The sequence below is a fragment of the Kribbella sp. DT2 genome, assembly GCF_049844575.1.
Lineage (GTDB): Bacteria > Actinomycetota > Actinomycetes > Propionibacteriales > Kribbellaceae > Kribbella.
The window spans coordinates 1,288,121-1,311,040 of sequence record NZ_JBNCLH010000001.1 but is presented as its reverse complement, the minus strand read 5'-3'; the positions used below and the strand labels follow the sequence as shown (position 1 = coordinate 1,311,040).

Genomic DNA, 22,920 nt, shown 5'->3' with positions numbered 1-22,920 from the left:
AGGTACTGGGTCGTCGTCGGAGGGGGAAGCGTTGTGAGTCTGCCGAGTGTCGAGTGGCAGGAAGTGGTGGGGGCCGACGAGGAGGAACGCCACCGGCGGCAGGCGGAGTTGTTCGTGGCGATGCAGGCGCGGAAGTCCGAGAAGTACGGGAACGGCCGCGCGTTGCACCGCAAGCAGGTGGCGGCGTTGCGAGCGACGCTGACGGTTCCGGGGGATCTGCCGGAGCACGCGCGGCAGGGGTTGTTCCGGGTGCCGGACAAGTACGACGTGTGGGTGCGGTTGTCGAACGGCGGGTTCAACCGCGCGGCGGACGGCGTACCGGATGTTCGGGGGTTCTCGCTGAAGGTGCTCGGGGTGAGCGGGCCGGCGGCACTCGGCGGGGAGGCGGTGAGCCAGGACTTCGCGCTGATCAACCACGAGAAGTTCAGCTCCGCGACCAGCGAGGACTTCAGCACGATCGTCACGACCGCGGGGCAGACCAAGGGACAGCTGCTGCTCAGCCTGGTCAAGCAGCCGGGGCTGATTCCGCGCCTCCAGCACGTCTCGGCCGCGCTCAAAGAGCCGTTCTCCGGGTTCGCCACGCAGGACTTCTTCAGCGCCGCGCCGATCTCCTTCGGCCCGTACGCCGTGCGCGTGCGCCTCCGCGCCCTGGCCGGCTACCCGCACCCGGACGCCGAGGACTGGGCCGCGGACGTCTACGACCGGCTGAGCACCGCCGCGCTCGCCTACGACGTCCAGGTGCAGTTCTTCGTCGACGAGCAGCGCACCCCGATCGAGGACGCCTCGGCCGTCTGGGACGCGCCGTACGAGACCGTCGGACGGCTGACGGTCGGACGGCAGAAGCCGGACGAGGCGTTCGCCGAGGAGGTCGAGGCGGCGGTCTTCGACCCGTGGAACGCGAAGGCCGAGCACCGCCCGCTGGGCGAGGTGATGAGGGCCCGCAAGGTCGCGTACTTCGCGAGCCAGCAGCAACGGAATGCCACCTGAAGGGTGGTCACGATCAAATCTATGCAAAGTTACGCGGTGTTACCTGGCTGGCACGTACCGACATGATGTAACGGCAGATTCCCCGCTCAAAGTGACGTCGGCGTAACAAAGAGTGTTTACTTACTCACTCGTAGCACATGAGTTCTTCACAGCCGACTGATGACGTCATGCACTACGCCGACCCCTCTCCCCCCGCCCAAGATTCTCCGGGGCAACCACGAGAGAGGGGGATCGAACCGCCATGGAAAGTTACGAGCTGTACTGCCTGTCCGACCGGCGTTTCTACGACTCTCCCTCGACCGCGGAAGGTCAGCCCGACTTCGCGCTCGCCTCCCGGGACGTCCCGGCCGGCTGGGAGCACGTCCCCGGCGAGATGTGGATGCACTACGCGCCGAGCGGCCTGGAGTTGCCGGCCCAGGGCTGGAAGATCCACGTCTCGGCCGGCCTCGCCGACGCCGAGCGAACGCTCGAGATCGTCTGGGACTACTGCGTCCCTCGCGGCATCGCGTTCAAGTTCCTGCGCAACGAGCCGGTCCTGGTGATAGTCAACTCGAAGTCCGCCCCGCGCGGTTCGAGTGGCAAGCTCGTCACGATCTACCCGACCGACTCCGACCAGCTCGAGCTGGTGCTCAAGGAGCTCGACGACCTGCTCGCCGGCGTCCAGGGCCCGTACATCCTGAGCGACCTCCGGTACGCCGAGGGCCCGCTGTTCGTCCGGTACGGCGCCTTCGTCAGCCGCTACACCCTCGACCCCGCCGGTGAACGCGTCCTGGCCCTCGAGGACGACCGCGGCCGGCTGGTCCCGGACCACCGCAGCCCGACGTTCAGCACCCCGCCGTGGGTCACGCTGCCGTCCTTCCTGCAGACCCATCTCGACGCCCGCAACGCGGTCACCACCAACGATCTCGCGTACACGATCGAGGGCGTCATCCAGTTCTCCAACGGCGGCGGCGTCTACCTCGGCCACCACAACGAGACCCAGGCCAAGGTCGTGCTCAAGGAAGGCCGCCCGTACGCCGGGCTGGACATGTCCGCCCGCGACGCGGTCGCCCGGATCGGTCACGAGCGCGACATCCTGCAGCGCCTCGACGGACTGGACGTCGTCCCGAAGGTGCACGACTACTTCACCCTCGGCGACCACCACTTCCTGGTCCAGGAGTTCGTCGACGCGAACCCGCTCCAGCGAGAGCTCGTCCGCCGCTACCCGCTGACCCGCCCGGACGCCTCCGAGGCCGAGCTCACCCAGTACGCCGAGTGGGCGGCCAAGATGGTCGGCGACGTCCAGCGCGCCGTCGGCGAGCTGCACGGCCGCGGCGTCGTCTTCTGCGACCTGCACCCGGACAACGTGCTGCTGAGCACCGGCGACCGCCTCGTGCTGATCGACTTCGAGGTCGCGACGCTCGCCGAGGACCAGGCCCGCTCCGCGCTCGCCCACCCGGGCTACGCGGCTCCCGCTGACCGGCAGGGTCCGGATGTCGACCTCTACGCGCTGGCCTGCATCGCGCTCGGCCTGTTCGCGCCGCAGGCGACGATGCTGCTGCATCTCCATCCCGGCAAGGCGTTCCAGCTGGCCGACATGATCGCCGAGACCTTCCCGGTGCCGAGGGAGACGCTCGACACCGCCGTCCGGACGATCGTCGGCCCGGACGTCACCGAGGACCCGGCGATGGCGGCGCTGCCGCTGCCCGGCCGGGCGCCCTGGACCGACGTCCGCGACGCGCTGACCAAGGCGATCGTCGCGAGCGCGACTCCGGAGCGGGACGACCGGCTGTTCCCCGGCGACATCGCGCAGTTCCGCCCCGGCGGCGGGATCAACCTCGCGACCGGCGCGGCCGGCGTGCTGTACGCGCTGGCGAAGACCGGCGCGGGCCGCTTCCCGGTGTACGAGGACTGGCTGCGTGAGCACGCGAAGACGACCGAGATCGGCCCCGGCCTGTACGACGGACTGCACGGTGTCGCACACGTCCTCGACGAGCTCGGGCACCGGCAGGACGCGCTCGACGCGATCGAGCTGTCCCTGGCCGACGACTTCGGCAGCCGCGAGCTGGGCCTGCACTCGGGCCTCGCCGGGGTCGGGCTCAACCTGCTGCACTTCTCCGTGGACGAACCGGGTCTGAACAGCACGGCGACCCGCGTGCTCGACCTGGTCGCGGACCGGCTCGGCGACGTCGACGACGTACCGGAGCTGAGTGGCGAAGGGAAGCCGCGCGCCGGGCTCATGTACGGCTCGTCCGGTCCGGCGCTGCTCTTCCTGACGGCGTACGAGAAGACCGGTGACACCGGGCTGCTCGACTTCGCCGAGACCGCCATCCGGCAGGACCTGCGTCGCTGCATCCGTACGCCGGAGGGCATGCTCCAGGTGAATCAGGGGTGGCGCTCGCTGCCCTACCTGGAGGAGGGCTCGGCCGGGATCGCGGTGGTCCTCAACCGCTACCTGCGGCACCGGCCGGACGAGGAGCTGGCCGCCGAGCTGGCCGCGCTCCGCCTGGTCACCCGCTGCTCCTACTACGTGCAGCCCGGCCTCCTGATGGGTCGCGCCGGACTGCTGCTCGCTGCCGCCGAGCTGGGCGACAGCACCGACGACCTGGTCCGCGGACTCGGCTGGCACGCGCTGCCGTACGAGGGTGGACTGATCTTCCCCGGCAACCAGTTGCTCCGTCTCTCGACGGACCTGGCCACCGGATCCGCCGGCGTCCTGCTGGCCCTGGGAACCGCGCTGCACGAGCGGCCGGTCTCCCTCCCGTTCCTCGGACCTCCCCAGTGGTCCGAGTCTCTGTCCCTACGACTTCCTTCGAAGGAGGTGTAACACAAATGGCACTTCTCGACCTTCAGGGTCTGGAGACCCCGGGCTACGGTCACGGCGGTCACCACCACGGCGGCTCCACGCTGACCGTGCTGGGCTGCAACTCCCAGCGTCCGAGCAACCTGAGCCTTCTGCTCTGCCACTGATCGGACCCCAGCTTTTCGAGGTTTCCGAAGGCCCCGGGCGGGCGGCAACTCCCGCCCGGGGCCGACCTTCGTTCTGTGGAGGCGACAATGGACTACCCGTACGCCGAACGGCTCGCGCTCGTCGAGCAGTTGCACGGGCAGAGCGTCGCCGACCCCTACCGCTGGCTCGAGGACGCCACGAGCCCGCGGGCCCGTGAGTGGCAGGCCGCGCAGGACGAGCTCTGGCTCGCGTACGCCGGCGCGCTGCCCACCCGCTACGCGTTCCGCAGCCGCGTGAAGGCCTTGTCCGCGGTCGGTTCCGTCTCCACTCCGGTCTGGCGTGGAGACCGTTGTTTCGTTCTCCGTCGCGCGCCGCGCCAGGAACACCCCGTGCTCACTCTCGACGGTGCCGAGCTGCTCGACCCCGCGAAGCTCGACCCGAGCGGGCTGACCACGCTGGACTCCTGGCAGCCTTCGCCGGACGGGTCGCTGGTCGCCTTCCAGGTCTCGCGCGGCGGCTCCGAGCAGTCCGTGCTGCACGTGCTCGACGTGGCGACCGGCGCGTTGGCCGAGGAGCCGATCGACGGGTGCCGCTACTCCCCGATCGCCTGGCTGCCGGACGGGAAGTCCTTCTACTACGTACGATTCCGCCAGGTCCTGCTGCACACGATCGGCGGCTCGGACCAGCGGGTGCTCGCCGACGAAGCGTCGTACGGGCTGGATCTGAGCGTCGACGGCCGCTGGCTGACGATCTCGGCGGCGCGTGGGACGACCAACGACCTCTGGCTCGCGGACCTCCGCTCCGGCGGCGTGCCGCAGCCCGTGCCGGTCCCCGACGACACCGTCACGCTGATGTCGGTCGGCCAGGACGGACGCCTGTACGTCGTGACGACGCAGGACGCGCCGACCGGCCGGATCTGCGTCGGCGACCCGGAGAACCCGCTGGTCTGGCACGACTACGTCCCGGCCGATCCGGACGCCGCGCTGAGCAGCCTGGCCGTGCTCGACAAGGTAGTGCTGGTCGGCCGCACCCGCGGCACCGTCGGCGAGATCGCCATCCACGACCTGGTCACCGGCCGCCACCTCGGCGAGGTCCCGCTGCCCGGCCACGGCTCCGTCGGCTCGCCGGCCACCCGCCCGTTCGGTGGACACGAAGCCTGGTTCTCGTACACCGACAGCGTCACGCCCGCGGCGATCTACTCGTACGACGCCCTGACCGGCGAGACCTCTCTCTGGTCCCACGCTCCCGGCGCCGCTCCCACCGTGGAGGCGACCGCGACGTCCGTTCCCTTCCGGTCCGCCGACGGCACCGCGCTGGAGATGCTCGCCATCGCGGGCCCTGGATCCGGTCCGCGTCCCACGATCCTCTACGGGTACGGCGGTTTCGGGCAGTCGCTCACCCCGACGTACTCCGCCTTCGCCCTGGCCTGGGTCGAGGCCGGCGGCGTCTTCGTCACGGCCACCCTGCGGGGCGGCGGCGAACGCGGCGGCGACTGGCACAAGGCCGGCATCCTCGACCAGAAGCAGAACGTCATCGACGACTTCCTGGCCGCCGCCGAGCACCTGATCGCCGACGGCTGGACGACGCCGTCCCAGCTGGCCGTCTGCGGCGAGTCGAACGGCGGCCTGCTGGTCGGGGCCGCGATCACGCAGCGCCCGGAGCTCTTCGCCGCCGCGGTCTGCTCGGCGCCACTGCTGGACATGGTCCGCTACGAGCTCACCGGCCTCGGGGCCCGCTGGGTCCCTGAGTTCGGCTCCGCCTCGGATCCCCTGCAGCTGAAGACTTTGCTGAGCTACTCGCCCTACCACCAGGTCTCGGAGCAGCAGTACCCGGCGATTCTGTTCACCACGTTCGCCAACGACACCCGCGTAGATCCCTTGCACGCAAGGAAGATGTGCGCCGCGCTCCAGCACGTGTCCGGCAACCCGGTCCTGCTGAGAACCGAAGCTGACTCGGGCCACGCCTCCGGCGGCGCGAGCCAGGGCATCGCTCTGGCCGCCGACATGCTGGCCTTTCTCGACCGGCAGTTGCGATGAGCCTGGCCTTCGGCGACGTCGTCCGCCACGGCCGCAAGTGGCTCCCCGTCATCGCCCTCACCTCCCTCGGCGGCAGCTGCGTCGCGCTCGCGCTCCCCTCGGTCCTCGGCCGTTCGGTCGACGCCATCGTCGCCGGTCACGGCTACGACCGGTGGCTGACCGTCGCCGCCGTACTGGTTGCCGCAGGCATCATCTGCTCCCTGGTCGACGTCTTCGCCGGCACCGCCTCCGTCGCCGGTACGACGGCCTGGCTGCGCCACGGCCTCGTCCGGCACGTCGTCCGCGGCGGCCCTGAAGGCAGCCGCGACTTCGAGACCGGCGACCTCGTCAGCCGCGTCTCCGGCAACGCCGTCGACGCGGCCCAGGCCGGCCCCGCGCTCGTCAGCGCGTTCGCGGCGATCATCCCGCCGGCCGGCAGTCTCGTCCTCCTCGCCCTCATCGACCCCTGGCTCGCCGCGGCCTTCTTCGGCGGCATCCTGCTCGTCATCGGCGTGCTCCTGGTCTTCGCCCGCCGTACGGCGCAGATCAGCCTCGCCTACTCCGAAACCCAAGGCCGGCTGGCCGGACGCCTCACCGAAGCGCTCACCGGCATCCGCACGGTCCTCGCCGCCGGCACGACCGGCCGTGAGGAGCACCGCATCCTCACCCTGCTCCCCGAGCTCCACAAGCACGGCCTGCTCACTTGGAAGGTCCTCGCCCGCTCCGCCGCCCAGGCCGCGGTCGTCGGCCCGCTCGTCCTCGTCGCCGTGCTCGCCGTCGGCGGCCTGCAACTCGTCGAGGGCCGCATCACCGCCGGCGAGCTCTTCGCCGCCGGCCAGTACGCCGTCCTCGGCGCGGGCCTCGGCAGCCTCACCGGCGTGCTCGGCGAGATCGCCCGCGCCAAGGCCGGTGTCGGTCGCGCTTCCGAGATCTTCGCGATCGACTCGATGCCGCACGGCACGCTCCCGCTGCCCGCCGGCCCCGGCAACCTGCGCTTCGAGGCCGTCACGGTCGTCGTGAACGACACCACCCTCCTGTACGACGTCAACCTCGACCTCCCCGGCGGCGCGACGATCGCGGTGGTCGGCCCGAGCGGCGCCGGCAAGTCCGTGCTCGCCGCCGTCGCGGCCCGGCTGCGCGATCCGTCGTACGGGCAGGTGCTGCTCGACGGCGTACCGCTGCAGGCCGTCCACCGCCGGTCGCTGCGCAACGCGGTCGGCTGCGCCTTCGAACGCCCGACGCTGGTCGGCACCACGATCGGCGACGCGATCTCACCCAACCCGCTCAGCACCGTCCGCACCCTCGCCGCGGCCCGCGCGACCCACGCGCACGACTTCGTCAGCCGCCTCCCCCGCGGCTACCGCACTCCGTTGCCTGAGGCCCCTATGTCGGGTGGTGAACGGCAGCGCCTGGGCCTGGCCCGCGCGTGGTCGGCGAACCGGCTGCTGGTCCTCGACGACGCCACCTCGAGCCTCGACACCGCGACCGAGATGCAGATCAGCCGCACCCTCACCGACGACAAGCACCGCCGGACCCGCCTGATCGTCACCCACCGCCCGGCGACCGCGGCCCGTGCCGACCTGGTCGTCTGGCTCGACCACGGCGTCGTCCGGGCCACCGCCCGCCACCGCGACCTCTGGCACCTGCCGGAGTACCGCGAGGTCTTCGGATGAAGCGCGAACTGACCTACGGGATCGCGGCGCTCAAGAACCGCTCCGCCCTGAGGCTGGCCCTCTGGTCCGTCCCCGAGATCCTCCCGACCGCCATCTACGGCGTCGCCGTCGCGAAAGCCACCGACAGCTTCCTGGCCGGTCACGCCTGGCAAGGCATCGCCTGGCTCGCCGGCCTGATCGTCACCGCCTGCGTCGGCGCGGCCGGTGCCCGTCAGGTCTACAGCCGCCTCGGCGAGCTCGTCGAACCCCTCCGCGACGACCTCGTACGACGAGTCGTCGGCAGCGCTCTCCACACCGGCGACACCGCCGCCGTCGCCCGCCTCAACCGCCAGGTCGAGATCGTCCGGGACACCTACGCGGGCCTGGTCCTGGTCGTCCGGAGCTTCGCCGTCACGCTCGTCGGCGTCCTGGCCGGGCTGCTCTCCCTCGCTCCCGCGATCGCCGGCTTCGTCGTACCGCCTTTCCTGCTGGGCTTCCTGGCGTCACTCGCTGTCCTGGGCCTGGCCGCCGACCGGGTCCGCGCGTCGCTGCAGGCCGACGAAGACCTGGCCGCGGCAGCCGGGATGACCTTCAGCGGCGTCCGCGACATCACGGCCACCGGTTCGGAGGAGTTCGCCGAGCACCTCACCGGCCGCCCGATCGAAGCCCAGGCGAACGCCGAGCGGGCCCTGGCCCGCGTCGCCGCTCTCCGCACGCTTTGCTTCGCCGTCGGCGGCTGGGCCCCGCTGCTGATCCTCCTCCCCGCCGGGCCCTGGCTCGTCGGCCGGGGCGTCTCCACCGGAACGCTGCTCGGCGGCCTCACCTACGTCCTCGTCGGCCTGCAGCCCGCTCTCAGCACCGTGATGGGCGCCCTCGGCGACAGCGGCCTCAGGTACGTCGTCACCCTCGGCCGAATCCTCGACCTGCAAGCACCACCGCCCACTCCGCGCACCGAAGAACCGGCGACCTTCTCCGTGCAGACCAGCGCACTGACCTTCGCCTACGGTCCTGCCGCCGAGCCCGTCATCGAGGACCTGCACCTGGTCATCCCCGAAGGCGAGCACCTGGCGGTCGTCGGCCCCAGCGGCATCGGCAAGTCCACACTGGCCGGCCTGATCTGCGGGATGCTGCAGCCGACCGACGGCCAGGTCCTGCTCGGCGGCGTACCAGCTAGCGGGGTGTCGCCCGGGAGCCGCGTACTGATCCCGCAGGAGGCCTACGTCTTCAGCGCGACCGTCATGGAGAACCTCAACTACCTGCTGCCCGACGCGACACCGTCGGAGGTGCGGCAGGCCATCGACGCGGTCGGCGCCGGCGCCCTCGTCGGCCGCATCGGCGGGCTCGACGCCGTGGTCAAGCCCAACGACCTGTCCGCGGGCGAGCGCCAGCTGATCGCGCTCACCCGCGCCTACCTCTCGCCCGCCGCGCTCGTCGTACTGGACGAAGCGACCTGCTACCTCGACCCCGACGCCGAGCGTCGCGCCGAAGAGGCCTTCGCGGCCCGCGGCGGCACGCTGATCGTGATCGCCCACCGGATCACCTCGGCGCTGCGCGCCCAGAAGATCCTCGTGCTGGACGGCAACCGCGCCGCGCTCGGCACGCACACCAGCCTGCTCAGGACCTCACCGCTCTACCTGGAGCTGCAGGGCCACTGGCACCCGACGGACGACCTTCAGATCCAGCCCGCGTCCTGAGCCTTGCGAATGGCCTCGATCCGGCTCCGCGCGCCGGTCTTCGCCAGGATCCGGGACAGGTAGTTACGCACCGTGCCCGCACTCAGGCTCAACGTCCGCGCGACCTCCTGCGCCGTCGCGCCCGTCGTCACCTGCCGCAGCACCTCGCACTCACGGTCCGTGAGCGGGTTGTCCCCGGCCCGCAGCGCGGCAACAGCCAGCCGTACGTCGACCACCGGCAGCCCCTTCGCCACGTCGCGCACGGCCTCGACGAACTGGTTGGTGGTCGCGTCGGTCGCGATCAGCCCGATCCGCGGCGCCTGCTTGACCAGCGCCATGCTGGTCGCGGCGATCGCCTCGTGGTCGACCAGCACCAGGACCCCGCGGCCCGTGAGCTTGCGGCACAGCTCCTCGACGCCGAGCTTCCCGGGCAGCTGTGGATCGAGCACCACGACGTGCGGGCGCAGCCGGACCGAGGACAAGACGTCGTCGGACCGGTCCAGCTCGGCCATGACGTCGAAGTCGGACTCCTTGGACAGCACCGCGGCCAGTGCTCCACGCACCAACGTGCCGCGGTGGCCGAGTACCACTCGGATCACCGCACGCCCCCATGTCGATTGCCTCACAGGCCCTCCCGGCCCGTGACTCGAACAACGAGCGAGTCGCTGCGATGACACGCACAAATCTTCACTTTTACTCCTGCCCACGGCGGGAGATCCACCCTGCGGAACGCGGTCCACACCCTCGGAAACCGTTCTGTTGTTGGACTTTCGCTCCCTCGGAGCCAGAAAAAGTCGGGGCAGATTCCGGACAACCCTTGCGTTCGGCGCCGCCGTCACGCACGATGGCTCGGTCGCGTCGTTATGTGGACGTGACCATTCGGACGCTGTCCCGTGACCCACCGACAGCGACCGGGTGTTGTCCCCTGCACCCCCGAAGGGAGTGGTACCTCACCAGACTGTGGAGCCCGGTACGGCGCCGGCAGTGATCGGTCGCCGACGATCCGAGCCTCACGCACAGGTGACGACCACCTTCGTTCCGCGACCGGCCGCACTTCCGGTCCGCGGGATTCTCGGGGAAGTGCGCACGCGGCTGAGTCGGCCGGGCTGGAGAGAAGTTCACCATGCCCAGCTCATGAGGAGCAGATTCTGATGTCCAAAGCTCGACACGCCCGAACCCGGCGAAGTACTCGCCGGATCGTCCGGACCCTGTCCGTCGCCGGTCTCGGCGTCGGTATCACCGCGGCCGGCGCAGGCGCCGCGTTCGCGGCCGACTACAAGGTGAAGTCCGGGGACACCCTCTCCGAGATCGCGCAGGCCAACGGTGCCGACTGGCACGAGCTGGCCCAGCTCAACGGTCTCGACGACCCCAACCTGATCCTGATCGGCCAGACCCTGAAGCTCGACGGCGCGCCGAAGGCCACCGTCACCGAGCGCCGGTCGAAGGCCAAGCCGACGACCGAACGGTCCGAGCCCACCAAGCCGGCCGCCAAGTCCGAGCGCAAGACCCGGACCACGCGTTCGGAGACCCGCAAGCCCACCGGGTCGACGAGCGTGTCGATGAGCGCCGCCTGGCGCAAGGTCGCCCAGTGCGAGTCCGGCGGCAACCCGCGCGCGGTGAACCCGTCGGGCAAGTACCACGGTCTGTTCCAGTTCGACCGCCAGACCTGGCGCAGCGTCGGTGGCTCCGGCGTGGCCTCGCAGGCCTCGGCCGGTGAGCAGCTGATGCGCGCCAAGAAGCTGTACGCGCAGCGCGGGGCGTCCCCGTGGCCGGAGTGCGGCCGCTACCTGCGCTGACCCCCTCGGTACAGAAGCTGTACGACGAACGGTGGTGCCGATCGCGGATCGGCACCACCGTTCCTCGTCGTCAGCGGGTCAGCACCAGCATCTCGTCGGCGCCGACCTGAAACTCGTACGGCACCTTCCGGATCTCGCTCCGGACGCCGTCCAGCTCCTCCAGCAGCGAGGGCAGGAACTCCACCGGCTCGCCGGCGCCCTGCTTCACCAGCGGGAAGATCCGCACCTCCGACCGCGACACCCGGATCAGCTCGTTCAGCGCCGCGAGGTGCCAGGCGCGGTCGTACTTGTCGGCCCACGTGAACAGCAGGTGCGAGCTCAGCACCAGCTCGAACCGCTGGTCCGGGAACGGCAGCTCCGGCAGGCTGCCCGGCACGTACCGGTCCGGCGCGTCGGCGACGTCGGTCAGGAACCGGTCGGCGGCGTCGATCCGCAGCTCGTCGCGGCGCTCGGGCGACCCGTACCAGTGCCAGACGAAGCTCGCGGCGTGATGGTCCACGATCCCCGAACCGGCCGGCAAGCTCCGCCGTACGGTGTCGACCAGCCCGGCGCCCGGCAGCTCGTACGCCGGGTCGACCGCGACGGCGTCGACGCCGCGCGCGGCGGCTTCGGCGGTGAAGCCGGCTCCTCCCGCACAGCAGTCGAGCACGGACTCGGGGAGTTCGGTCAGATCGAACATCGCCTCGTACTCGGCGTACGAGCGTGATGTCACCAGCACGGGTCTACCTCTCGACGGCGGTCCTGTTCAGCCGGCGGTCGAGCAGCATCGCCCCGAACGCCAGAGCCAGGAACAGTAGCGCGACGAGCAGACAGTTCAGCAACACCTTTGCGTACCCGAGGTCGTCGGCGTCGACGAACGGGTACGGCCAGAAACCGATCGCGGCGCCGCGGATCAGCGTGAACGCCAGCCAGAGCAGCGGATAGACGATCGACCAGCCGACGATCTCCAGGCCGGTCCGGCCGCGCGGGCCGAACACCAGCCAGCCGAGCACACCGAGGATCGGCGTCGTCGTGTGCAGGAGGAAGTTGGCGACCGCGGCCGCGCCGGACAGGTCCGACAGGCCGGCCAGGGCGACGTGGTAGACGATGCCGGTGACCGCGATGCAGAGCATGCCGTTGAGGCGCAGGGTGCGGAACAGCTTGGAGTCGCTGTCCGTGCCGAGGGCCAGCAGCAGCGTCGTACCGCCGAGCAGCAGGTTCGACTGGATGGTGAAGTAGGCGAAGACGTTGAACACCCGGTCGGGGTTGTCCGGGAAGAAGCCCTCGGACGTGGTCGCCGTGTTCACCAGCTGGATGATGATCCCCGCGATCACCACCAGTGCCGTGACCGCATGAAAGATCCGCCCCGCACCGGACTTCGTCATGAGCGAAATCTACGGCCGCGGGGCGGGTTCGTGGGGGACGTCAGACGTTGATCTTCCGCTGCGGTTCGGTCTCGGCCTTGACGTCACCGCGGTAGCTGAACGACACGATCCCGTCGATCACCAGCACGATGGTCCAGGTCCACGCCGGCGCCAGTACGGCGTCGTACCCGTGACCGGACAGCAGGCCGAGGCCGAGCATCACGGTGCAGCCCACGGCGTACGCGAGGACGTGGCGGTACCAGCCCTGGCGCTCGAAGCGGGCCTTCTCACGGGTGCCCTTGCGCGGTTTGTACGGACGCGGGGCGCCGGCCAGCTTGTGCGCGGCCCAGCCGTCGGCCCACTTGAGCGACCGGTGCCCGAACCCCACGCTGACGCCGATGAAGATCGCGGCCAGCGAGTGCTTGAACGACGGCTCGCCACCGGAGCGGATGTCGATCACGCTGGCGACCAGCAGCACCACGTCGACCAGCGGGACGGCCACCAGGACCGCCATCCCGAGCCGCGGCATCCGCAGCACGTAGCGGGTGGTCAGGCCGGCGGCGAGCAGGACCCAGAAGCCGATCTCACACGCGGCGATCACAGCGAGCAGCACGACGTTCACCTTCCCGGATTATTTGATACGACCGTGTTGACAAGATTGACCATAACACAGGTGTGCTAAAAAGGCGTATGCCGAAAATCGTCGACCACGAGGCCCGCCGCGAGGAGATCGCCCAGGCCCTGTGGCGGGTGGTCCGCCGCGACGGAATCCGGGCCGCCTCCGTCCGCACGATCGCGGCCGAGGCCGGCTGGTCCGCCGGTGCCGTGCGCTACTACTTCCCCGACCAGGACGGCCTGATCAGCTTCGCGATGGACCTGGTCTCCCGGCGCGTGCACGCCCGGGTCTCCCGGCTCGAGAACACCGGTCCGCCGGTCGAGGTCGTGCTGCGCTTCCTCGAGGAGGTGATCCCGCTCGATCCCGAGCGGCTGGCCGAGTTCGACGTCTGGCTGTCGTTCACCGCGCAGGCCCAGGCCGAGAGCGGCGCCGGCGGTCTGCGCAAGCACCTCGGCCCGGTCAACGACGGACTGCGCACCCTGTGCCGCCAGTTGCTCGACAGCCTGGCGAAGGCGGACGTGCTGCGGCCCGGGCTCGACCTCGACCTGGAGACCGAGCGGCTGCACGCGCTGATCGACGGGATCTCTTTCCACGTGACGCTTCAGCCCGAAGTGACCACCGCGGAGCGGGTCCGTCAAGTGCTGGCCGCGCACCTGTTGTCGCTGCGGCCGTGACGCCGTCTCACCTGCTGGCGGACTCCGGACAACCAGTGGTCGAGACCTGACGAAACCCTCGTCCCGCGTGGCACGATCCACCCTATGCAGACCGAGGGGGTGATCGTCGTCAGCGGGATCACGGCGGCGGGCAAGTCCACGGTCTCCCAGCTGCTCGCCGAACGGTTCCAGTACGGCGTCCACCTGCGCGGCGAGGTGTTCCGCCGGATGATCGTCAGCGGCCAGGCCTCGGCCGAGGCCGACGACGGCGAGGAAGCGCAGAAGCAGCTGAAGCTGCGGTACCGGCTGGCCTGCCAGGCCGCCGACGGGTACGCGCAGGCCGGGTTCACCGTGGTGCTGCAGGACGTGGTGATCGGCGAGCTGCTGCGCGAGTTCCTGGAGAACATCCAGAGCCGGCCGCGGTACCTCGTCGTACTGACTCCGCGGCCCGACGTGATCTCGAACCGGCTGGGCGGGTTGTCGGTCGACGAGCTCGACTACGAGCTGCACGCGTTCAGTCCGCGGCGCGGGCTTTGGCTGGACAACTCCGACCTCTCGCCGAACGAGACCGTCGACGCGATCCTGGGCCGGTTGGACGAAGCGCGGTTCGACTAGAGCCCGTGGCTACTCGGGCGTAAGTTGGCGGGATGGCAGCCACCGTGCGCAGGACGTCGTGCAACTTGTGTGAAGCCATCTGCGGTGTGCTCGTGACCGTCGAGGACGGGCGGGTCACCGACATCCGCGGCGACGAGTCCGATCCCCTGTCGCGCGGGCACATCTGCCCGAAAGCCGTTGCGCTGAAGGACCTCCAGGAAGATCCCGACCGGCTGACAACGCCTGTACGCCGGGTTGACGGCGGCTGGGAACCTCTCGGCTGGGACGACGCATACGCGTTGGTGGCCGACCGGCTGCTGGCGATCCAGGCTGCGCACGGGCGGAACGCGGTCGGCGTGTACCTGGGGAACCCGAACGTGCACAGCCTCGGCGCGATGACCCACATGCCGACGGCGCTGCGGCTGCTGCGGACCAAAAACCGGTTCAGCGCGACGTCGGTGGACCAACTGCCGCACATGCTCGCGTCGTACTTGCTGTACGGGCACCAGCTGATGGTGCCGGTCGCGGACATCGACCGTACGTCGTACCTGCTGATGCTCGGCGCGAACCCGCTCGCGTCGAACGGGAGCATGATGACCGCGCCTGGTTTCGGGCGACGGCTGCGTGACGTCCGGCGGCGCGGAGGCCGCGTGGTCGTGATCGATCCGCGGCGGACCGAGACGGCTGCCGTCGCGGACGAGCACCACTTCGTGCGGCCCGGGACGGACGCGGCTTTTCTCTTGGCGCTGATTCATCAGGTGATCGCGGATGGTCGGGCCCGGCCGGCTTCTTATGTCGACGGACTCGACGCGGTGACCGCGGCCGTCGCCGAGTGGACGCCGGAGCGGGCTGCTGCGGCGACCGGGATTCCCGCTGAGGAGATTCGACGGATCGCCGGTGAGTTCGGGGCTGCTGATCGCGCGGCCTGCTACGGGCGGGTCGGGGTGTCGACGCAGCAGTTCGGCACGGTGTGCCAGTGGGCCGTGCAGGTGCTGAACATCATCACCGGGAACCTCGATCGGCCTGGTGGCACGATGATTCCGCGGCCCGCCGTGGACACGCTGCGCGGGATCGGGCGCGGGCACGTCGGGGCGTGGAAGAGCCGGGTGCGGGGGCTGGCGGAGTTCGGTGGGGAGCTGCCGGCGTCGGCGATGGCGGAGGAGATGCTGACACCTGGCGAGGGGCAGATCCGGGCGATGGTGACGATCGCGGGGAATCCCGTCTTGTCGACGCCGAACGGCCGGAAGCTCGACGAAGGGCTGGCGGGGCTGGAGTTCATGGTCGCTGTCGATCCGTACATCAACGAGACGACTCGGCACGCTGATGTGATCCTGCCGCCGACGCCACCGTTGGAGCGGGACCACTACGACCTGGCGTTCCACCAGCTCGCCGTACGGAACACCGCGCGGTGGAACTCCGCTGTTCTGCCGCGCTCCCAGTCTGCACGCCACGACTGGGAGATCTTCCGCGACCTCGGGCTGGAACTCTTGAGCCGTACTCCGCGGTCACGGCCTCGACTCGTGGCGGGCGCACGACTCCGCCTGTCTCCCGCGCGAGTGGTCGACCTCGGGCTCCGGATCGGCCCCTACCGGCTGTCACTGCGCAAGCTCCGGAAATCACCCGGCGGGATCGACCTCGGACCGCTGCAGCCTTCCCTGCCTGGCGCCCTGTACACCAAGAACCACCGCATCGACCTCGCGCAGCCGGCCGTCCTCGGCGACCTGCCGCGGCTCGCTGCGCATTTGGTTGCTGACAGCAACCCCGACGACCTGATGCTGATCGGCCGCCGGCACCTGCGCAGCAACAACTCGTGGATGCACAACTCCGCCCGCCTGGTGAAGGGCAGACCGCGGCACCAGCTGCTGATGAACCCGGCCGACCTGGCGCATCGTTCGCTGACCGACGGCGAGCTGGTCGAGGTCACCTCGGCCGCCGGGACCCTGTCCGTTGAAGTTGCCGCGAGCAACGACATGATGCCGGGCGTGGTGAGCCTGCCGCACGGCTTCGGGCACGGGCTGCCCGGCGTCCGGCTGTCGGTCGCCGGCCAGGTCAAGGGCGCCTCGGTCAACGACGTCACCGACGACGCCGTCACCGACGCGCTCGGCGGAACCGCGGCGTTGAACGGCGTACCAGTACAGGTCGGCAGGCCGGCCACGCAACGGGACCTTGAACAAGAAACCGGGGCCTTGAACAAGTCGTGACCTGTTCAAGGTCCCGGCTTCTTGTCCGAGGTCCCGGGTTGTCAACGAGGATTGGGCGGGCCTGAGCTGTCGCGGATGACGAGGACCGGTGTGGAGTAGAGGTGTGCGGCGGCCGGCGCTCCGTCGAGCAGACCGAACAGCCGCGTCGCCACCTCCGCGCCGTACGCGACGATGTTGTGGCTCATCGCGGTCAGCGTCGGGTGCGTCAGCCGGCACAGCGCCGAGTCGTCCCACGCGACCAGCGTGACGTCGTCGGGCGACTTGAGCCCGAGCCCGTTGATCACCGACAGCCCGGCGACCGCCATCAGGTCGTTGTCGTAGATGATCGCGGTCGGCCGGCGCTCGGCGGTCATCAGTTCGCGGGTCGCCGTGGCGCCTTCCTCACCGGAGAAATCGGTGTGCCGGATCCGCAACTGCACCCCCAGCCGGCGCCCGACCGCGGCGTACGCCTGGTCCCGGATCCACACGTGCCCGTGCTCCGGCGGCCCCGCGACCCGCGCGATCGCCTTGTGCCCCAGGGACGCGACGTGCTCGACAGCGGCGTTCATCGCCGACCGCCCGTCGGTCCACACCGAGGTCAGCCCGTCGGCGAGCACCGGATCCCCCACGATCACCGCCGGCAGCTCCAGCTTCCTGAGCAATTGGATCCGCGGGTCGTCGACCCTCAGGTCGACCACGATCACCCCGTCGACCCGCCGCTCAGCAGCCCACTTGCGGTAGGTGGCCATCTCCTCCTGCACGTCAGGCACCACCTGCAGAGCCAGCGCGTACGACTTCTCCCCCAGCACCGACTCCACGCCACCCACGAACCCCATGTAGAAAGGCTCTTCGCTCAAGGTCTTCGCGGTCCGCGCCAGCACCAGCCCGAACGTCTCGCTCCGAGCCGCCGACAACTGCCGAGCGGCCCGGTTCGGCATCCACTCCAACTCCTCGGCCACCTTCAGCACCCGAGCCCGAGTCGCCTCCGAAACCCCCGGCTGGTTGTTCAACGCATAGGACACCGCACCTTTGGAGACCCCGGCCCGTCGAGCGATCTCCTTGATGGTCACACGGCCCACGACCGGCCTCCTTCGAGCAGGCGGACCAAGCCGTGACGGGCGGCTCGGCAGACCCACATTCTGCGCCGCCCACCACTGTCTGTCTGCAGGTCACCAGATTTCATCACCCACAGCAACCATTTGATCAAACCCCAACCCGGCGGGAGAGCCACCCGGAGAAGGCAAGCAGAGCAACAACTGACAACCTCAGGCGGGGCGCCCCGGTCACCACAGCGAGCGCACCGTCTCTATCTCTTCCCTTCTTCTCTCTTGTTCTGGCTCTTCGGTTGTCCTGTCTCTTCCTTCGTTCTTCTCCTTGCCTGTCCCCCTGTGTTGCCGCTGCCCCTTCCGCTCAAATCTCGGGAAGCGTTTGCCGTTGGTGACCGAGGAGTGGTTCGACTCTGGTCCGGGAGGGGAGTCTTGGGATAGTCTGCCGACGGTACTTAACCGGTTCGGTCAAGCATGCCGAGGGGTCTCTGGGCAGCGGAGGCAACTTGGCGACGAGGAGAGAAGAATGGTCGCAGTGGACAACCTGTCCCTCCAGCTCTACACCGTGCGGTACAAGCTGGAGGAGGACTTCGACGCCACCCTGGCCCGGATCGCGGAGATCGGCTACACCAAGGTGGAGCCGTTCGGTCTGGTGAACCTGGCCGGGAAGCTGGCCGACGCGCTGCCCAAGTACGGTCTGTCGGCGCCGAGCACGCACGCGGGACTGCTGCGTGACGAGAGCGGCCCGATCTTCGAGGCCGCCAAGCAGCTGGGCATCGGCACCGTCATCGACCCGCACACCGACCCGGCCCGCTGGCAGTCGGTGGACGAGATCAAGGTGATCGCCGAGGGCCTGAACGCCGCCGCCAAGGAAGGTGCCGAGCACGGCATCACGGTCGGTTACCACAACCACCACTTCGAGCTGGAGTCGGTGATCGACGGGGTGCACGCCCTGGAGATCCTGGCCGACAACCTGTCCGACGAGGTCATTCTCGAGGTCGACACGTACTGGGCCGCCGTCGGCGGTGCCGACGTACCGGCGCTGCTCGGCCGGCTGGGTGACCGGGTGAAGGCGCTGCACGTCAAGGACGGCGACGGCACCCTGGACAACAAGGCGCAGGTCGCGGTCGGCGACGGCACGATCGCCGTCAACGACATCCTGGCCGCGGCGCCGACGGCGCTGCGCGTGGTCGAGCTGGACGACTTCACCGGCGAGATCTTCGACGCTGTCGAGGGCAGCTTCCGCTGGCTCACCGGGCAGGACCAGGGATGAGCCCGGTCGGCGTAGGCGTCATCGGCGCCGGCACGATCTCCGACGCCTACATCAAGTCCATGCAGAGCTTCCCGGACCTGAAGGTCGTCGCGATCGGCGACCTGCGCCCGGAGGCGGCCAAGGCGAAGGCCGAGGAGTACGGCATCGCGGCGCACGGCGGCCCCGAGGCCGTGCTGAACAACGCCGACGTCGAGATCGTCGTCAACCTGACGATCCCGGTCGCGCACGTCGAGGTCGCGCTGGCGTCGATCGCTGCGGGCAAGCACGTGTGGAGCGAGAAGCCGTTCTCGCTCGACCAGGAGAGCGGCCTCAAGCTGCTCGCCACCGCCCAGGACGCCGGGCTGCGGCTCGGCTGCGCGCCGGACACCATTCTCGGCCCGGGCCTGCAGCAGTCGCGCCGGATCATCGCCAACGGTGACATCGGTACGCCGTTGACGGCGCTCACCCTGATGCAGTCCCCCGGTCCCGAGTCCTGGCACCCGAACCCGGCGTTCCTGTTCCAGGAGGGCGCCGGCCCACTGTGGGACATCGGCCCGTACTACCTGACCACGCTGGTGCAGCTGTTCGGCCCGGTCGCGGCGGTCGCGGGTCTGGGATCGAAGTCGCGCGAGAAGCGCACGATCGGGTCGGGCCCGCTGGCCGGGACCGACTTCGACGTGACCGTGCCGACGCACGTCAGCGCGATCGCGCGGTTCGAGTCGGGGCAGTCGTCGCAGAGCATCTTCAGCTTCGACTCGCCGCTGCCGCGGGCCGGGTTCGTCGAGATCACCGGGTCCGAGGCGACGCTCGCCGTACCGGACCCGAACCGTTTCGACGGCGAGATCAAGATCCGCCGCCGCGGCGGGGACGACTGGGAGACCGTCGCCACCACCGAGGCGACGGCCGAGCGCGGCACCGGCGTACTGGAGATGGCGCGGGCGATCCGCGCCGACCGGCCGCACCGCGCGACCGGGGCGCTGGCGTTCCACATCGTCGACGTGATGGCCTCCATCACCGAGTCGATCGACACCAACGCGTTCGTGGACGTGACCAGCACGGTCGAGCTCGCTCCGGTCCTGCCGGACGACTGGGACGTGAACGCGGCCACGCTGTAATGACGGACAACCTTCTGGACCCCCGGCGGACCATCGTGTTCGCCGGGGACTCCGTCACCGACTGCGGCCGGCGCACCGATCCGGCCGGCCTCGGCAACGGCTACGTGAAGTTCCTGTACGACGCCCTGCCGGGCCCGCGGATCGTGAACGCCGGGATCAGCGGCCACCGCGCCGTCGACCTGGTCGCGCGCTGGGAGACCGACGTCCTGGCCCACGAACCCGACCTGGTCTCGATCCTGGTCGGGATCAACGACACCTGGCGCCGCTACGACGAGGACGACCCCACGTCGGCGGAGTCGTTCGAGGCGTCGTACCGCAAGCTGCTCGACCCGTTGCGCAGCGTCCGGCTGGTCCTGGTCGAGCCGTTCCTCGTCCCGGTGGACGACGAGCAACACGGTTGGCGCGAGGACCTGGACCCCAAGCTCGGGGTGGTCCGCCGGCTGGCGACCGAGTACGGCGCGCTGCTGGTGCCGGCCGACGTCGAGTTCAACGCGCTGGCCGCCGAGGTCGGACCGGAGACCCTCGCCGACGACGGCGTGCACCCGACGGCCGCCGGTCATCGGCTACTGGCCGAACTCTGGCTCAGAACTTTCACCAATTCGTAGAAGGTACTTCCTTGAATCTCACCACTGACAGCGGCATCAACTGGACGGTCCGCGCGTCCGGCGGCCCGGTGCCCGACAAGTACAGCCCCCTGCTCGCCGCACCGATCGCCGCGACCGTGCCGGGTGAGGTGCACACCGACCTGCTGACGGCCGGCGTCATCCCCGACCCGTTCGACGGCGCCAACGAGGGCAAGCTGCACTGGATCGGCCGGACGAGCTGGAGCTACCGGACCGAGTTCGACTGGGCGCCCGACGGCCACGCCGTCCAGGAACTCGTTGCCGAGGGCCTCGACACCGCGGCGACCGTGACGCTCAACGGCACCGAGATCGCCAAGACCTGGAACCAGCACCGCTCGTACCGGTTCGACGTCACCGCGCTGCTGGTTGCCGAGCGCAACGAGCTCGTGATCGAGTTCGCCGGCCCGGCCGACACCGCGGACCGGCTGGCCGAGCAGCTCGGGCTCTGGCCGCACACGAACCTGCACCCGTACAACGCGATCCGCAAGATGGCCAGCAACTTCGGCTGGGACTGGGGACCGGACGTCGCGACCGTCGGCGTCTGGAAGCCGATCCGGATCGAGTCCTGGACCGGCGTCCGGATCGACACGGTCCGCCCGCTCGCCGGGCTCGACCGCGACCACGGCGTCCTGGACACCAAGGTCGCGCTCGCCTGGGCCGACGGGTTCACCACCGACGCGACGATCACCGTCGAGGTCGGCGGCACCACCACCGAGATGACCGTTGCCGCCGGCACCGAAGAGGCAGGGGTCTCGGCAACGATCGACCACGTCGACCGCTGGTGGCCGCGCGGCCACGGCGAGCAACCGCTGTACGACGTGGCGGTGGCGGTGAAGGCCGGTGAGCAGGCCGACGACTGGACCGGCCGCGTCGGCTTCCGCACGATCACGACGGACGTCGCACCGGACGAGCACGGCGGCCCGTTCGTCCTGTCGGTGAACGGCAAGCCGGTCTTCGTCCGCGGCGCGAACTGGATCCCGGACGACGCGTTCGTCACCCGGCTCGACCGGTCGACGTACGAGCGCAGCATCACCGACGCGGTCGACGCCGACATGAACCTGCTCCGGGTCTGGGGCGGCGGCATCTACGAGACCGACGACTTCTACGACGTCTGCGACGAGCTCGGCATCCTGGTCTGGCAGGACTTCCTGTTCGCCTGCGCGGCGTACTCCGAGGACGAGCCGCTGCGCAGCGAGGTCGAGGCCGAGGCCCGGCAGGCGGTCACGCGGCTCAGCCGGCACGCCAGCCTGGCGGTCTGGAACGGCAACAACGAGAACATCTGGGGCTACGTCGAGTGGGGCTGGCGCCAGCCGCTGGCCGGCCGGACGTGGGGCGAGGGCTACTACTTCGACCTGCTGCCGAAGATCGTCGCGGAGCTCGACCCGCGGACGCCGTACTCGCAGGGCAGCCCGTACTCCTACGACCACTTCATCCACCCCAACGACGAACGCAACGGCACCATGCACGTCTGGGACGTGTGGAACCGGGTCGACTACTCGACGTACCGCGACTACAAGCCGCGCTTCGTGTCGGAGTTCGGCTTCCAAGGGCCGCCGGCCTGGTCGACGCTGACGTCGGTCGTGCACGACGAGCCGCTCGACCCGTACGGCGAGCAGATGCTCGTGCACCAGAAGGCGTTCGAGGGCAACCTCAAGCTCGAGCGTGGACTGGGCGATCACCTGCCGCTGTGGAAGAACATCGACGACTGGCACTGGACGACGCAGCTCAACCAGGCGCGGGCCGTTGCCTACGGCGTCGAGCACTGGCGCAGCCTGTTCCCGCTGAACACCGGCACGATCGTTTGGCAGCTGAACGACAACTGGCCGGTGATCTCCTGGGCGGCGGTCGACGGGCACGGGCACCGCAAGCCGCTGTGGTTCGCACTGAAGCACGCGTACGCCGACCGCCTGCTGACCGTGCAGCCGCGCGAGAACGGGCTGGTGGTTGCCGGGCACAACGACACCGACGAGGCCTGGTCGACGTCGATCACCGTCGCGCGGCGGAGCACGTCCGCGGGCGGGGCCGTGCTGGCGCAGGAGACCTTCGCGCTCGAGGTCGGGCCGCGGTCCGCGGTGCTCAACTCGTTGCCGGAGTCGATCACCAAGGCCGGCTCCGAGACGACCGAGTACATCGAGGTGCGTGGCGCGGACGGCAGCGCGGCGTACTGGTACTTCGTCGAGGACACCTCGCTGCGGCTGGCCGGGGACGCCTACACCGCGTCCGTTGCCGCTGTCGACGGTGGGTACGACGTGACGGTGACGGCGACCGCTCTCGCGAAGGACCTGGCGCTCTTCCCCGACCGGCTCGACCCGGCGGCGAAGGTCGACAGCTGCCTGATCACGCTGTCGGCGGGCGAGTCACACACCTTCCACGTCACCGGCGCTTCGGCGCCGAACGCGGTCGGCGTACCGGTGCTGCGCTCGGCCAACGACCTGGTGGCTTGAGT

The 22,920-nt window shown here is 69.9% G+C and carries 19 protein-coding genes; 14 read left to right on the top strand and 5 right to left on the bottom strand.

Annotation, left to right across the window (positions count from 1 at the left end; all coding sequences use genetic code 11):
- Nucleotides 1–33: 33 nt before the first annotated feature.
- The 6 genes from ACLQ2O_RS06225 to ACLQ2O_RS06200 all read left to right on the top strand — a co-directional run bounded on the left by ACLQ2O_RS06225 (nucleotide 34) and on the right by ACLQ2O_RS06200 (nucleotide 9,277).
- Nucleotides 34–987: a hypothetical protein gene (locus ACLQ2O_RS06225; protein WP_425828105.1), complete on the top strand. Its 954-nt coding sequence runs from the start codon at nucleotides 34–36 to the stop codon at nucleotides 985–987.
- Nucleotides 988–1,228: 241 nt separating this feature from the next.
- A complete protein-coding gene (gene lanKC / locus ACLQ2O_RS06220; protein ID WP_425828103.1) occupies nucleotides 1,229–3,793 on the top strand; it encodes a class III lanthionine synthetase LanKC in 2,565 nt (854 codons plus the stop codon).
- A 5-nt stretch (nucleotides 3,794–3,798) separates the two neighbouring features.
- Nucleotides 3,799–3,936, top strand: coding sequence for a SapB/AmfS family lanthipeptide (locus tag ACLQ2O_RS06215; protein ID WP_184799576.1), 138 nt, complete (start codon nucleotides 3,799–3,801; stop codon nucleotides 3,934–3,936).
- 87 nt (nucleotides 3,937–4,023) lie between these two features.
- A complete protein-coding gene (locus tag ACLQ2O_RS06210) occupies nucleotides 4,024–5,952 on the top strand; it encodes a prolyl oligopeptidase family serine peptidase (protein WP_425828100.1) in 1,929 nt (642 codons plus the stop codon).
- Complete coding sequence (locus ACLQ2O_RS06205) at nucleotides 5,949–7,604, top strand: ABC transporter ATP-binding protein (protein WP_425828098.1); 1,656 nt, start codon at nucleotides 5,949–5,951, stop codon at nucleotides 7,602–7,604. Before ACLQ2O_RS06210 ends, ACLQ2O_RS06205 begins: the two co-directional genes overlap by 4 nt.
- Nucleotides 7,601–9,277 carry an ATP-binding cassette domain-containing protein gene (locus ACLQ2O_RS06200; RefSeq protein ID WP_425828096.1) on the top strand — a complete coding sequence of 559 codons (1,677 nt, stop codon included), beginning with the start codon at nucleotides 7,601–7,603 and terminating at the stop codon, nucleotides 9,275–9,277. Before ACLQ2O_RS06205 ends, ACLQ2O_RS06200 begins: the two co-directional genes overlap by 4 nt.
- Here the strand turns inward: ACLQ2O_RS06200 and ACLQ2O_RS06195 are convergent.
- Nucleotides 9,256–9,855, bottom strand: a complete 600-nt coding sequence (locus ACLQ2O_RS06195; RefSeq protein ID WP_425828094.1) for a response regulator transcription factor — start codon at nucleotides 9,853–9,855, stop codon at nucleotides 9,256–9,258. The two genes, ACLQ2O_RS06200 and ACLQ2O_RS06195, sit on opposite strands and share 22 nt — an antisense overlap.
- Nucleotides 9,856–10,407: 552 nt before the next feature.
- Here ACLQ2O_RS06195 and ACLQ2O_RS06190 point away from each other — a divergent pair.
- The gene (locus ACLQ2O_RS06190) at nucleotides 10,408–11,052 is read left to right on the top strand and encodes a transglycosylase family protein (protein WP_425828092.1); all 645 of its coding nucleotides are present in this window, start codon (nucleotides 10,408–10,410) and stop codon (nucleotides 11,050–11,052) included.
- Nucleotides 11,053–11,122: 70 nt separating this feature from the next.
- On the opposite strand, the gene ACLQ2O_RS06185 is transcribed toward ACLQ2O_RS06190, so the two are convergent.
- The 3 genes from ACLQ2O_RS06185 to ACLQ2O_RS06175 are packed head-to-tail and all read right to left on the bottom strand — an operon-like array spanning nucleotide 11,123 to nucleotide 13,008.
- A complete protein-coding gene (locus tag ACLQ2O_RS06185) occupies nucleotides 11,123–11,764 on the bottom strand; it encodes a class I SAM-dependent methyltransferase (protein WP_425828090.1) in 642 nt (213 codons plus the stop codon).
- A gap of 10 nt (nucleotides 11,765–11,774) precedes the next feature.
- The gene (locus ACLQ2O_RS06180; protein ID WP_425828088.1) at nucleotides 11,775–12,416 is read right to left on the bottom strand and encodes a Pr6Pr family membrane protein; all 642 of its coding nucleotides are present in this window, start codon (nucleotides 12,414–12,416) and stop codon (nucleotides 11,775–11,777) included.
- A gap of 40 nt (nucleotides 12,417–12,456) precedes the next feature.
- The gene (locus ACLQ2O_RS06175; protein WP_425828086.1) at nucleotides 12,457–13,008 is read right to left on the bottom strand and encodes a 2TM domain-containing protein; all 552 of its coding nucleotides are present in this window, start codon (nucleotides 13,006–13,008) and stop codon (nucleotides 12,457–12,459) included.
- 77 nt (nucleotides 13,009–13,085) lie between these two features.
- On the opposite strand from ACLQ2O_RS06175, the gene ACLQ2O_RS06170 reads away from it, so the two are divergent.
- The 3 genes from ACLQ2O_RS06170 to ACLQ2O_RS06160 all read left to right on the top strand — a co-directional run bounded on the left by ACLQ2O_RS06170 (nucleotide 13,086) and on the right by ACLQ2O_RS06160 (nucleotide 16,459).
- On the top strand, nucleotides 13,086–13,685 hold the full coding sequence (locus ACLQ2O_RS06170; RefSeq protein ID WP_425828084.1) for a TetR/AcrR family transcriptional regulator: 600 nt from the start codon (nucleotides 13,086–13,088) through the stop codon (nucleotides 13,683–13,685).
- An 84-nt stretch (nucleotides 13,686–13,769) separates the two neighbouring features.
- Nucleotides 13,770–14,279, top strand: a complete 510-nt coding sequence (locus ACLQ2O_RS06165; RefSeq protein WP_425828082.1) for an AAA family ATPase — start codon at nucleotides 13,770–13,772, stop codon at nucleotides 14,277–14,279.
- 32 nt (nucleotides 14,280–14,311) lie between these two features.
- On the top strand, nucleotides 14,312–16,459 hold the full coding sequence (locus ACLQ2O_RS06160; RefSeq protein WP_425828080.1) for a molybdopterin-dependent oxidoreductase: 2,148 nt from the start codon (nucleotides 14,312–14,314) through the stop codon (nucleotides 16,457–16,459).
- A 41-nt stretch (nucleotides 16,460–16,500) separates the two neighbouring features.
- On the opposite strand, the gene ACLQ2O_RS06155 is transcribed toward ACLQ2O_RS06160, so the two are convergent.
- Nucleotides 16,501–17,517: a LacI family DNA-binding transcriptional regulator gene (locus ACLQ2O_RS06155; RefSeq protein ID WP_425828078.1), complete on the bottom strand. Its 1,017-nt coding sequence runs from the start codon at nucleotides 17,515–17,517 to the stop codon at nucleotides 16,501–16,503.
- A gap of 493 nt (nucleotides 17,518–18,010) precedes the next feature.
- Here ACLQ2O_RS06155 and ACLQ2O_RS06150 point away from each other — a divergent pair, with 493 nt between their 5' ends.
- From ACLQ2O_RS06150 to ACLQ2O_RS06135, 4 genes are read left to right on the top strand one after another with little or no spacing between them, the layout of a single operon-like run.
- Nucleotides 18,011–18,757: a sugar phosphate isomerase/epimerase family protein gene (locus ACLQ2O_RS06150; RefSeq protein WP_425828076.1), complete on the top strand. Its 747-nt coding sequence runs from the start codon at nucleotides 18,011–18,013 to the stop codon at nucleotides 18,755–18,757.
- Complete coding sequence (locus ACLQ2O_RS06145; protein WP_425828074.1) at nucleotides 18,754–19,851, top strand: Gfo/Idh/MocA family protein; 1,098 nt, start codon at nucleotides 18,754–18,756, stop codon at nucleotides 19,849–19,851. Before ACLQ2O_RS06150 ends, ACLQ2O_RS06145 begins: the two co-directional genes overlap by 4 nt.
- Nucleotides 19,851–20,456: an SGNH/GDSL hydrolase family protein gene (locus ACLQ2O_RS06140; RefSeq protein ID WP_425828072.1), complete on the top strand. Its 606-nt coding sequence runs from the start codon at nucleotides 19,851–19,853 to the stop codon at nucleotides 20,454–20,456. The genes ACLQ2O_RS06145 and ACLQ2O_RS06140 overlap by 1 nt, the downstream gene beginning before the upstream one ends.
- A gap of 11 nt (nucleotides 20,457–20,467) precedes the next feature.
- Nucleotides 20,468–22,918, top strand: a complete 2,451-nt coding sequence (locus tag ACLQ2O_RS06135) for a glycoside hydrolase family 2 protein (RefSeq protein WP_425828070.1) — start codon at nucleotides 20,468–20,470, stop codon at nucleotides 22,916–22,918.
- Nucleotides 22,919–22,920 lie beyond the last annotated feature (2 nt).

Coding starts and splice junctions, on each gene's coding strand:
- ACLQ2O_RS06170 (WP_425828084.1), top strand. CDS start 13,086: ATGCCGAAAATCGTCGACCACGAGGCCCGCCGCGAGGAGATCGCCCAG.
- ACLQ2O_RS06200 (WP_425828096.1), top strand. CDS start 7,601: ATGAAGCGCGAACTGACCTACGGGATCGCGGCGCTCAAGAACCGCTCC.
- ACLQ2O_RS06160 (WP_425828080.1), top strand. CDS start 14,312: ATGGCAGCCACCGTGCGCAGGACGTCGTGCAACTTGTGTGAAGCCATC.
- ACLQ2O_RS06190 (WP_425828092.1), top strand. CDS start 10,408: ATGTCCAAAGCTCGACACGCCCGAACCCGGCGAAGTACTCGCCGGATC.
- ACLQ2O_RS06210 (WP_425828100.1), top strand. CDS start 4,024: ATGGACTACCCGTACGCCGAACGGCTCGCGCTCGTCGAGCAGTTGCAC.
- ACLQ2O_RS06165 (WP_425828082.1), top strand. CDS start 13,770: ATGCAGACCGAGGGGGTGATCGTCGTCAGCGGGATCACGGCGGCGGGC.
- lanKC (WP_425828103.1), top strand. CDS start 1,229: ATGGAAAGTTACGAGCTGTACTGCCTGTCCGACCGGCGTTTCTACGAC.
- ACLQ2O_RS06145 (WP_425828074.1), top strand. CDS start 18,754: ATGAGCCCGGTCGGCGTAGGCGTCATCGGCGCCGGCACGATCTCCGAC.
- ACLQ2O_RS06215 (WP_184799576.1), top strand. CDS start 3,799: ATGGCACTTCTCGACCTTCAGGGTCTGGAGACCCCGGGCTACGGTCAC.
- ACLQ2O_RS06140 (WP_425828072.1), top strand. CDS start 19,851: ATGACGGACAACCTTCTGGACCCCCGGCGGACCATCGTGTTCGCCGGG.
- ACLQ2O_RS06180 (WP_425828088.1), bottom strand. CDS start 12,416: ATGACGAAGTCCGGTGCGGGGCGGATCTTTCATGCGGTCACGGCACTG.
- ACLQ2O_RS06205 (WP_425828098.1), top strand. CDS start 5,949: ATGAGCCTGGCCTTCGGCGACGTCGTCCGCCACGGCCGCAAGTGGCTC.
- ACLQ2O_RS06150 (WP_425828076.1), top strand. CDS start 18,011: ATGGTCGCAGTGGACAACCTGTCCCTCCAGCTCTACACCGTGCGGTAC.